Annotated in this window: 10 protein-coding genes and 3 pseudogenes; 1 reads left to right on the top strand and 12 read right to left on the bottom strand. The window is 32.6% G+C overall.

Annotated elements, in window-relative coordinates:
• Positions 1-1,111: 1,111 nt before the first annotated feature.
• The 3 genes and pseudogenes from LZD48_RS17925 to LZD48_RS17920 all read right to left on the bottom strand — a co-directional run bounded on the left by LZD48_RS17925 (position 1,112) and on the right by LZD48_RS17920 (position 2,242).
• Positions 1,112-1,480: a response regulator gene (locus LZD48_RS17925; protein WP_310739871.1), complete on the bottom strand. Its 369-nt coding sequence runs from the start codon at positions 1,478-1,480 to the stop codon at positions 1,112-1,114.
• A 19-nt stretch (positions 1,481-1,499) separates the two neighbouring features.
• Positions 1,500-1,664, bottom strand: a pseudogene (gene sda, locus LZD48_RS19140) (sporulation histidine kinase inhibitor Sda); the annotation flags it as partial.
• Between the two features lie 23 nt (positions 1,665-1,687).
• Complete coding sequence (locus LZD48_RS17920; protein ID WP_235764056.1) at positions 1,688-2,242, bottom strand: PilZ domain-containing protein; 555 nt, start codon at positions 2,240-2,242, stop codon at positions 1,688-1,690.
• Between the two features lie 100 nt (positions 2,243-2,342).
• Between LZD48_RS17920 and LZD48_RS17915 the strand changes: the two are divergent.
• Positions 2,343-3,083, top strand: a pseudogene (locus tag LZD48_RS17915) (IS4 family transposase); the annotation flags it as partial.
• Here LZD48_RS17915 and LZD48_RS19135 read toward each other — a convergent pair.
• From LZD48_RS19135 to LZD48_RS17880, 9 genes and pseudogenes are all read right to left on the bottom strand, one after another.
• On the bottom strand, positions 3,041-3,445 hold the full coding sequence (locus LZD48_RS19135; RefSeq protein WP_369010274.1) for an EAL domain-containing protein: 405 nt from the start codon (positions 3,443-3,445) through the stop codon (positions 3,041-3,043). The pseudogene LZD48_RS17915 and the gene LZD48_RS19135 sit on opposite strands and share 43 nt — an antisense overlap.
• A 167-nt stretch (positions 3,446-3,612) precedes the next feature.
• Entirely contained in the window at positions 3,613-4,035 is a 423-nt protein-coding gene (locus LZD48_RS17910; RefSeq protein WP_235764055.1) for a hypothetical protein, read from the bottom strand.
• A gap of 12 nt (positions 4,036-4,047) precedes the next feature.
• Positions 4,048-4,269 carry a type II toxin-antitoxin system RelE/ParE family toxin gene (locus LZD48_RS17905; protein WP_310739870.1) on the bottom strand — a complete coding sequence of 74 codons (222 nt, stop codon included), beginning with the start codon at positions 4,267-4,269 and terminating at the stop codon, positions 4,048-4,050.
• Between the two features lie 706 nt (positions 4,270-4,975).
• Positions 4,976-6,262 carry a hypothetical protein gene (locus LZD48_RS17900; protein ID WP_235764053.1) on the bottom strand — a complete coding sequence of 429 codons (1,287 nt, stop codon included), beginning with the start codon at positions 6,260-6,262 and terminating at the stop codon, positions 4,976-4,978.
• Between the two features lie 373 nt (positions 6,263-6,635).
• Entirely contained in the window at positions 6,636-6,962 is a 327-nt protein-coding gene (locus tag LZD48_RS19335) for a WCX domain-containing protein (protein ID WP_498072170.1), read from the bottom strand.
• 36 nt (positions 6,963-6,998) lie between these two features.
• Positions 6,999-7,166, bottom strand: a pseudogene (locus LZD48_RS19330) (WYL domain-containing protein); the annotation flags it as partial.
• Positions 7,167-7,495: 329 nt separating this feature from the next.
• Positions 7,496-7,843, bottom strand: a complete 348-nt coding sequence (locus LZD48_RS17890; RefSeq protein WP_235764052.1) for a hypothetical protein — start codon at positions 7,841-7,843, stop codon at positions 7,496-7,498.
• A gap of 78 nt (positions 7,844-7,921) precedes the next feature.
• A complete protein-coding gene (locus tag LZD48_RS17885; protein WP_235764051.1) occupies positions 7,922-8,362 on the bottom strand; it encodes a hypothetical protein in 441 nt (146 codons plus the stop codon).
• A gap of 211 nt (positions 8,363-8,573) precedes the next feature.
• Positions 8,574-9,833, bottom strand: a complete 1,260-nt coding sequence (locus tag LZD48_RS17880) for a WG repeat-containing protein (RefSeq protein WP_235764050.1) — start codon at positions 9,831-9,833, stop codon at positions 8,574-8,576.
• Positions 9,834-9,880: the final 47 nt, after the last annotated feature.

Here is a 9,880-nt window from a genome sequence, read left to right as displayed (position 1 = left end):
CCTTCGACATACTCCGATTTAAGTATACCGAAAGGGATATGGAATTAGTAAACCGTTTAGTCTTAATTGGTGAAAACTGTTTACTCTTATTTGTGGAAAACTGTTGAGTCTAGTTTAGCAGTTACAACTACACGGACAAAAGTTAAGTCAATGATGGCGGACTAATAAATTCGCACCACATTAGGCATGTATAATGGTCTTTTTGATAGTGGCTCTCTTGTCCCCATTCACTGGCTCTATTATCCGCAAACGGTGGCTCAAAACTCCGCACTGCTGGCTCATTCTGTCCGCAATACTCACCTATTGTCTTTATTAAAAATGACGTACACTATGATATTCACCCTGCCAAGGTGATGAAACAATTAACTTACTGTCATCTCTAGTTACCGATAGAGTCTGCATATCCCAATAAATAAAGGGTCTGCAGACATTTTTAAGTTTAAGGTTATCTGTAATACTCATTAATGATTTCATGTTTCATGCCAAATTTATGCCACAAAAAAGCAATCACCCTCAGCTTATCCTGGCTAGTTGAGTGATTACTTTATCCTGACAAATCCCCGCCGCACTTGATGCGGGCAACTGTCTATATTCTAATATATAAACCTTTCTTATTCAATCGGAGACTTCAATAGCATCAAATGTGTGATCCATTTAGTTTAAATTCATGATACGGAAGCCTCATTATTATATAAGTTCTCCTGAGAAGTCATAAAAATATGCTGTATATTACCAACAACTATCAAGTTCTAACACAGCGTCTGTAATAGAATGATATTTCAAATCTATTAGGCGAGGTATCTTTTCTTGATAAAGCTCTTCGAAATCAGTGACCGGGATCGATATGGGTCTATAAACACTGATCTCACAAGGTTTTTTGTATGAAATGTGTAAAATTTGTGTAAAATAATTTTAAAAAGATACTTTAATGAATTTCATAATACGTATTTAATGCTTCACCATCACCATATGTAGTTGAGCTGGTTCGTTCCCAACTACATATGGTGATGGAAATGCCGACTTTGGTAATTATGAAATTCATTCACTTATGTCCGCAATGTTAATGAAGTTTTTATCTGCTTTATATAGTATACTTGAATAATAAATATAGTTAAGCAACTACCTTATCCAATACATTTAAAATTTCTTTAAGGTTGGACTTAACAAGAAAAGCCTTTGCTCCATTTTTTAAACACTCGTCTACATAAAAGTGGTGACCTAGAGATGAGCACATAATAACCTTAATTCCTGGATATAATCTTACTAAATGTTTTAGCGCTTGTATTCCGTCCATCTCATCCATAGTTACATCCATTATAACTATATCTGGTTTATATGAGTGAAATTTTAGTATTGCCTCTCGACCGTTTGAAGCTTCAGCTATGACATTATATTTTTTCGTATCGTTCAGTATATTTGCAATATACTTTCTCATAAAGGATGAATCATCAACTAAAAGTATGCTGTATATAGTAATCACCACTTTTTATTTACTAATTTTATTTTACTAGTTTTTTAGAAAAGAGTATTATTTTATTTAACGTTTTTCGCTTTTTAATATTAAAATCAATCCCTCTTCTCAACATTTCTTCTTTTAAGATTATTTTAAACTGCACGTCCACTTTGAGTTCAATGGCTTTTTTATACGGCTCAATTATTGTCTTATTAGATAAATAAGGATTTCATATTAAACTTCCTTTTGCTCAAGCATTTTTCTTCTTTTCTCAAGTTCTTTGTTTCTAATCAATTTGTTTAGGTCATTTTGCGCCCTAGTTTCTGCTTCAATGAATTTAACGCCATAAATAAGTTTATTACTATTAATGTGCTCCTCTTTTCGCATCAATAATCCTCTTATTTCAAATTCGTGATTATCAAATTCGAATTCCATTTTAATCTCAACAGCATCTTTAACAGGCAGATTATATATTGATTCTAAGTGTAATCCAGTAAAGCTAATGTCACTTATTATTCCTTCTCCCATACGGTTTTTAACTAAATCAATATCTTTGTCACCAATTTTTAGTATGTAAAATTTACATACTTCATTGCCTATTGGAAGACGTAGAAAATTTCTTCTCTCTTTATCTTTTAATTTTTCTTCTAAAGATACTATTTGTTCATTCAGTTCTTTAATATCCATTTCTTTTTGCTTTGAATATTTCCTATAAATTAATAACATTATTAAAAAAATTGAAAAAAATGATAATAATATTAAAAACATTATTAAGAATATACTATTCAATTTAAATCACCTGCTATATCATTAATTTGCTTAATTTATCTGGCTTTCCCATTAAAAACCCCTGTACATAATCAATATCTAATGAGTTTGCTGTAAATCAATGATATCTCGTGCACTTTCTGCAGGAATAGATACGTCTTATGTGTTAATGGATAGCTGGTTTACCCAGCAGCCACTAATTCAATCTATTGTGGAACAAGGTATGGATGTGATTCGCATGGTGAAAGCTACCAATCAACGTTATTTGATTGGTGAAAAACGTGTTAGTTTAAAAGAGCTTTATCTTCTAGCGACACCAACTTCAGGAAACAAAAGTATCTTGCGTTCCATTCATACAACGATGGCAAACGGAGTACCAGTAAAAGTTGTATTCGTTCGAAATCGTAATAAAAGAAGTGAATGGTTAGCTATCTTAAGTACAGACTGTACCTTAACAGAAACAGAAATTATTCGAATTTATGGAATGTGCTGGGACATTGAAGGCTTTTTCAAGGCGACAAAATCCCTATTGAAATTACAAAAGGAATTTCAAGGTAGATCCTATGATTTACTAATTAGCCACACGACTATTGTCTTTTCAAGATATATCCTTTTGTCTTGGCAAAATCGCTGTAGTACAGATGACCGCACACTTGGCGGAATGTTTTATGAACTTTGTGGCGAAGTAAATGAACTGGATTAGTCAGTTGCATTACAACAGCTAATCGAGCTTCTTGAAGATGCTTTGAATAAAACGAACAAGAAATTCAAAAAGTTATTCAAAAGTCAACTACAGTATTGGTTTGCGGGCTTACCTAGTTATATCAAGGTGTACCTGCCTAGTTTGAGCTGCGAAAATTGAGTCTCTAATACAAGGCAATTAGTCGTTATTTTTGAATTTTCAATTCTATCACATAATATATTTTTGAAGTTTGGCGAAACAAGAGTAGTTGGGTGGATGTTTAAAAACAAGTGAGTGTCTGAGGTAGTTTTATCTACGTAATCGTTAAAAGTCTGTATCGCCGTATTAATTGAGTATAAATCCAATTCAAATATCTTTTTTAAATTTATTGCTGTATTAAATAGTGATTCTGGATTTTTAGTACAGCTTGATCGTAATAAACCCTCATATCCTAAGATTTTAGAATCGTGAATATCGGTTATGAGTTGAAAAATGATGGTACAAACTATTATCCAACATATGTTGAAATTGATCCTTTTCATTAATATTCAATTATTCATACTCCCTACTATAAAACTTAATGTCACTTTTTATCGGAATTTGGAAAATGAATTCCAACATTAAATAATCATATCATATTGAATTTTTATTTTCAAATGTTTTTATAGGCGATTCGAACCATTAATACATCAAGTTAATAGATCTTTAATCATCCTTTAACAAATCGAATCAATGTTTGTTCCCTTAATTCCATTCCTTCCGTATACCAGTCTCGAATTGGGAGTGTTATTTCCGCTTCCTTCGAATTAAACTCCTCTCCAACCCAGCATGTATAAAATTCAAAAAACTCGCCCACGTCTAAATAGGAATCCATCATCTCGCATACTTGATGCAAACCAGTTTTGTTTTCTTCATAAAATTTTTCATCCTGATAAGGTGATAGTTCCATTCCCCAACTATTAAACGTTACTTCATATACATATGTCGTTGAAAACTGCGCTTCTTTTACTTCATCTAAACTTCCTTCATCAGAGAAACTCGGACCAACAAAAATTTTACCCTCCACAGGTTCTTCCTCATATCCCTTTTCTTCAATGGATACATTACTACCAATGTAACTTGTTAGACTCATCGTTTGTTCACCTCATAGCAAATCCTGATATTTTCGTTTACCATATAAAATCCGCATAATGATTACTTGTTTCAGCTGCTCATCTACAACATAAAAGATGATAGAAGAACCAACAATAATTCTTCTATATCCTTTCAATTGTAGATATTCATCCACAAGTCGACTACCTGAATTCGGAAATTCCTTCAATTGCCTGATATTATTTTCTATCCGTTCTAATAAATCTGTTACAATGGTCCGGTTAAAAGCTCGCGGTCAATACTCAGGCTCAATTATATTAACAGTTTTCCATGTTGCTCATCTTCTAGTGAGATGTACTAAATTAATATACCCGATTAAAAAAAATCTACACCAATCAGAACTAAACGAGCATTCCAATGGTCTCCTATGAAAATATCTTTATGCTTTCAATAAAGGATCGTACGTTCGTCATTTGTTTAAAAAATTATATATTCATGATAAAATAGAAATACAGCTGAAAGTTTTATGAGTAGGTGGTTGTCATATGTTCCTTTTCCTTTAATTAGGGAAAGGAGGTGATAATCATGGAGACATTCTTGGAGTTTTTAAAAGAAGTGTTGAAAGGGGATTGTGCGTGCAATTAGTGCATATCTTTTTCAAAAAAACTTTTTTAACAAAGAGAAAACCGCCCGTCGCCGTAGGAAGCAGGGTGGCTCTCAAACAAAGAAATAATTTTTGACAACCACCACCTGTACGGCTGAGGCTGCGGAGAGTAGTGTTGACGCACTTCTCTTTTTTACTATCTATATTCATTTTACCTTAAATCAAGCAAAAATCAATGTACTTATTGGCATTCCATTGTTAAATGATGCTATTTAACTCAACAAACAATTCATTTATTTAAATATATCTTAGGCTGACTAGTACATTTCTTGTTTCGGCTTTTTCGATAATGACTTTTCGGTATCAATTACCTCTATTATCTGAGATATAAAAGCTCTTTTATCTTTTCTTCTTTCCAAAAGGACATAGCCATTAAATTAAAAACAATAGTGACAGCAATTAATATAAGAAGCTTTATGGGCTCTTCCGCATAATAATCTGCCTCTTTTATGATAAAAAACATCCCCACACTAATAGCAATATTTGTATAAAACCATGCAAACAAATAGGTAATTAATAAAATAACTAATAGAAAAGCGATACCTGAATAATTAGACTTTCTATGTTCAAGAAAATCCTCCCATGTAAAAGTATGATTCACAGAAAGGACCAAAGCAATGACTAAAAGCACAGTGATCACTCGACCAATAATGAGTATTTTCCCAATAGGGACAGATGTTTTTCTACGTCCTTCTCTAACTCGTTTTTTTATTTTCTCAGGGTAGTACTTTTGTATGATTCGCGTTCTTGGAAAAATATTAGATTCTTTCACGTTTTTATGATATGAAGGTCTTATCCCAGCAGCATATTCCTCTTGGTATACGGCATAATAATGCCTTTCAAAATCTACTGCATAATAGGTTAGCGTAAAAGATATTGGGATGTATTTATGTCTTAAAACAATTACTCTTGAATCACGTGCGAGATTTCGATGGCTCCTATACATGTGGTTATCGAATTTGGTAAAGAGAATAGAAAAATCTTTTGATAGCTCTTTTATTCTATTTTCATATTCCTCTATGTTTAACCATAGGTCAAAGAAGTAATAAAAATATTGGTGAACTTTTATTTCAAAGTATTTATTTGTAAAAGCATAGATGATACTTATTGCAAACAATGTAAAAAGGTTAAGAAAAGAATGTTTTTCAAGAGTTTCAAGACCAATAGAATTAAGTTCAGGCATGTTTTTCGTAAACATCATGAAAAAAGTTGCTATAAAAAATTGCCAATAAATAACCTTTAAAAATGTTTTAATCCAGTTATTAAAAAGAAGACTTGTTACACTGACACTCCGATCTCTAACCATAAATTTCTTATGCATTAAATATGAATATGTGAAGAATATAGCTATTATTGCAAGAATGCCTACTGGTATTCCAATAAAACGAAAATAAAACGAAAAATAACCATGATAATACGCTTCAAGAAAAGGAACCGTAACAAGGTACCAAGCTAGGACCGTTACAGATAGTTTTAGAGTGATTAAATAAAGCAAATAAATAACACTCTTTTTCTTCTTATAACTGGTCATATATGTAGAGAAAGGCAGAAAATATTCTATGATCTTGCTATTAAAAATAAAAAATGACATAAATGACTTCATATAATCGCTCCTGAAAAATTTTACGTTGTAATGTATTATAATTTTATAGTTTAGTCAATTTCACAATCCCGAATTGACACCATTAAGATACAACATCTAGTTGTCTTGGACCGTTCACAACTAGATGTTGAGTTGATATGGCTCATAAATGTAATTATGAAATTGACTCGGTTGTTTATACTTTATTGTTCCTCTGCCAATTGGAATACCTAAGCCAATAAATGCAATTGATAAAAATAACGTTACAAAATCATCATTCCAGTTAAACTGTCCAACATTCTACTAATTAATAGATAAAAAAAACTTGAAATCCTTTGTTAATTTTTTTAAGATAATCTGTTCTATAATTTCTACAAGATTATCAAAAGTATTTTTATTGATAGTTTTTCCGAGCTTGATCAATATCTCTTTTTATTTCATCTACCAAACTCTGAGGTGATAATATTCTTACATGAAGGGAAAATTGCAATGCCCATTTTTTCATAGCTATTCTATTCACCATAACCCTAGCTGTTACTTCATCCTCTGTTTGATCGGAGAAAGTTATATTTTCTGTACCGAACCAATCGATAAATTTATTGATGAAATATTTGTTAAATCTTAAACGTACGGAAACAGATTCGCCTGTAAACATATAAATATGCTCTGTCATATGTTTTGGCAGATTTAGCCCCTGTTCGAGCCCTTTTACTTCTTCCATCGGTTTATGTTTTCCCTTAAGCTTTTCAATGTTTGTAATCCGATCCAATCGATAGTGAGAGATGTTATCATACCGATCATTGTTACAAATTAAATAATAGCGCCCATTTGCCGCCACCAATTGATAAGGATTAATCAGATATTTTCTCGGAACACCATCTTGATCTGTTTGCGACTCTAAAACTAATCGTGCCCCCTGATCAATTCTTTTTGCGTTAATCGATGATTTTCATCTGTATGTTGTTGCAAAATTTTTAATAAAACTAAAATAAGTATTTTTTCTTGATTGTACACGCACACTACAGCCTCATATGTCATTAGATATTTTCGTTGCATGAAAAGATTTAAAAAAACGCTTAGCAGGTTATTCCTCCCACGCGAACACTCTTTTCCGTTAGTTAGTCAGTGCCGCGCCCCGTCATAACTTCCTTAAGTAATGGCGCTTATATATAAAACGGGATAATTTATGGGTAATTATGACTTTCTGGGAATTTGCCCCCTACCTTTGAGGTCCGATACTTCATTGCAACCACCTCAAAGTTTATAATATCTTCCACTCTTCTCTTCCTCTTCAATAATGCTCATCAATTTTTCTTTGTATGCTGGTTTCAGAATATATTTAATGAAGTGTTCTAAGTCTACAACTTCTGCAGCTAACTCTCTCATCACCTTATTCGCGGCATCTCGATACTCACCAGATAATCCTGTATGTAACATGAATTCTCCCAAGTCGTTTTCATAGATATTAGAACTAAGTGTAATCTCCACTTTCTTTTTTCCATCCATTATGAACAATACTGGTTCAATACTCATATTTCCTGGATATATGATCACTTCAATATCTTCTACCTGTCCGAATTTACAGAAGTAGAAGTTTGACATCTCTATCATCTCCGTGTTATTTATTTCATTTCTTGCCTGATACCTCTTTTCTTACTGAACCAATTTTATAGAATCATATTAAACCTGATTTTTTAAGTAATCATATATCTCTTCAGCCGGCCACATACATTCTTCTATGGTAAACTCTGTATTAAAGGACCGAGTAAATTCCTTAGCTATAATATCTGCAATTTCTTTCTTTGACATGTCATGCTCGATTTTTTCTGCTATTCTGCTAGATTCTCCATCATATTCATCATATGGTGCGTCAACGCCTGGACATAAAACATATGGATCAAAGCCGTCAATCGCCATTTTCACCTTTGCTTCTAGGGATACCTTTTCAACAAAAGGGCCACCATAAGGCATACGTGATGATGACAGGAATTCTTTGTATTCTTCACGATCCATTTCATCGATCATCTCTCCTGCTTTACGCTCTGCTTCCTCAACATCTTCTACCTCTACTACGATTTTTTTCTCCAATCTCATCCTTACTAATACTTCAACTTTTTTCATAGTCATTCCTCCCGCTATGTAAATGTCAAGCTTTTTCTTCATATCCTAAAGATAAAGCTAGAGTATTCTATGATCTCCTTTTGAATAAAAGGAGATTTTCTTATTTATCTTAACTTCTCTACACATTTGATTATATAATAAGTAATGGGTCATATTTTGCGCATAAGAATCTTATTCCTATATTTTTAAGTTAATTTTCTTACATAACTTTTCAATCAATCCAATCATAATTATATCTTCCTAGTTTTCCATCATTCAGGGCATCATCCAATGTATTTTCAACATCTGCAGATTTTAGATGTGGTTGAAGGGGCCATAATAACTTAACATAATTATCATGTACATCTAATACTCTTACATCAGCTCTTAGTTCTTCATTTATAAATTTATATATCCCTTTCTTATCCATACTATTAAAGTATATTTCAACCTCATGTAGTTTTTCTGCGTAATAATCTTCCTCATCTGCTTTGACTTTACAACTTCTTGTACACTCATCTTTCCCTCGTTTTTCACTGATATCTCTTATTTCTTCTTTTTTCTCTGCTAATGCTAGTCCATTCTTAAATCTACTTACGTTAGAGAATCTGTAACTCAGTAGTTGGTTGATAAATTCTATTAATTTGTTGTCTATTATTTCATCCCGATCATTTATGTAAAAATCGACTAAATTGTTCTCTGCCAATGGATGATATGATTTTACAGCTGCTACATTAAATTCCGAAAATTCCGAAACTACTTTGTATATATTGGCTATTATCTCATTACCTTCATCATCTATGTATCCCCATAAACCATTCCGCAAAAATGGATGTAACTTTGAATTTGGTGAAATGATAACCTTGTCATAGTTCAATCCTGTGATAATTTCTCCCTGGGAATTTATCAATGCCTCTTTTTCATTCACTCTAAATTTAGTAATCTTACTATCTCCCTTAAATTCCGCTAATTCACATCCATGTTTCAAGATAAGTACCGGCATACTTGTTGCATCCATCAGACCATACCTTCCATCAAATTCCTGCGTTTTCGCAAGTCCAGACGCAGCAAATCCACTTGCATATTTGAATGTGTGGTCGACTGCTTTATTTCCATCTTCGTGTATGAATGTATACTCTCCATTTCTCGATACTGCTGCAAAGCCAAATCTAAAGGTAGATCCAGATTCATAGATTGGATGTATGACAAAGTTATCGTGCTTGTCAATATACCCTCCTAAGCCATTTTCACGTAGAACAAAAGCTAATCCATTCTCAGAAAATGGAAAGACTTTTTTATACTTTAAAGGGATGACCAATTTACCAGTCTCATCTATATAGCCATATTTACCATCCCTTCCCACTTGGCATAGACCATTACTTGGATAATATATTGTATCAACTTCTATTTCTGGTTCGATTACTATTTTTCCTGCTGTATTGATGATACATACTTTTCCATGTTTAGCTTTTAACATGTTGTCTTTATCCATAAGTTTACCCTCTCCTAGTCTATCGTAGATTCGTATGATCCTGGTCC

Origin of the sequence: Oceanobacillus alkalisoli, assembly GCF_021556485.1 — a bacterium.
Classification (GTDB): Bacteria; Bacillota; Bacilli; order Bacillales; family Amphibacillaceae; genus Oceanobacillus; species Oceanobacillus alkalisoli.
The sequence above is the reverse complement of the archived record's forward strand: the minus strand, read 5'-3'. Positions and strand labels throughout refer to the sequence as shown.

What these genes read in the sequence shown, in the direction of transcription:
- LZD48_RS19135 (WP_369010274.1), bottom strand. Translation starts at nt 3,445, where the DNA reads ATGAAAAGGATCAATTTCAACATATGTTGGATAATAGTTTGTACCATC.
- LZD48_RS17910 (WP_235764055.1), bottom strand. Translation starts at nt 4,035, where the DNA reads ATGAGTCTAACAAGTTACATTGGTAGTAATGTATCCATTGAAGAAAAG.
- LZD48_RS17900 (WP_235764053.1), bottom strand. Translation starts at nt 6,262, where the DNA reads ATGAAGTCATTTATGTCATTTTTTATTTTTAATAGCAAGATCATAGAA.
- LZD48_RS19335 (WP_498072170.1), bottom strand. Translation starts at nt 6,962, where the DNA reads ATGGAAGAAGTAAAAGGGCTCGAACAGGGGCTAAATCTGCCAAAACAT.
- LZD48_RS17890 (WP_235764052.1), bottom strand. Translation starts at nt 7,843, where the DNA reads ATGTCAAACTTCTACTTCTGTAAATTCGGACAGGTAGAAGATATTGAA.
- LZD48_RS17885 (WP_235764051.1), bottom strand. Translation starts at nt 8,362, where the DNA reads ATGAAAAAAGTTGAAGTATTAGTAAGGATGAGATTGGAGAAAAAAATC.
- LZD48_RS17880 (WP_235764050.1), bottom strand. Translation starts at nt 9,833, where the DNA reads ATGGATAAAGACAACATGTTAAAAGCTAAACATGGAAAAGTATGTATC.